This is a genomic window from Microbacterium karelineae (genome assembly GCF_009745985.1).
In the GTDB taxonomy this organism is placed as follows: Bacteria; Actinomycetota; Actinomycetes; order Actinomycetales; family Microbacteriaceae; genus Microbacterium; species Microbacterium karelineae.
The window spans coordinates 1-251 of sequence record NZ_WFIX01000076.1 but is presented as its reverse complement, the minus strand read 5'-3'; the positions used below and the strand labels follow the sequence as shown (position 1 = coordinate 251).

Annotated in this window: 1 rRNA gene; it reads left to right on the top strand. The window is 55.8% G+C overall.

The window, feature by feature from the left end:
- Nucleotides 1–251 (top strand): 16S ribosomal RNA (locus GB932_RS21980); the annotation flags it as partial.

Here is a 251-nt window from a genome sequence, read left to right as displayed (position 1 = left end):
GGGCCGCACGCGCGCTACACTGATGTATTCAACGAGTATATAGCCTTGGCCGACAGGCCCGGGTAATCTTGGGAAATTTCATCGTGATGGGGATAGATCATTGCAATTGTTGGTCTTCAACGAGGAATGCCTAGTAAGCGCGAGTCATCAGCTCGCGTTGACTACGTCCCTGCCCTTTGTACACACCGCCCGTCGCTCCTACCGATTGAATGGTCCGGTGAAGTGTTCGGATCGCGGCGACGGGGGCGGTT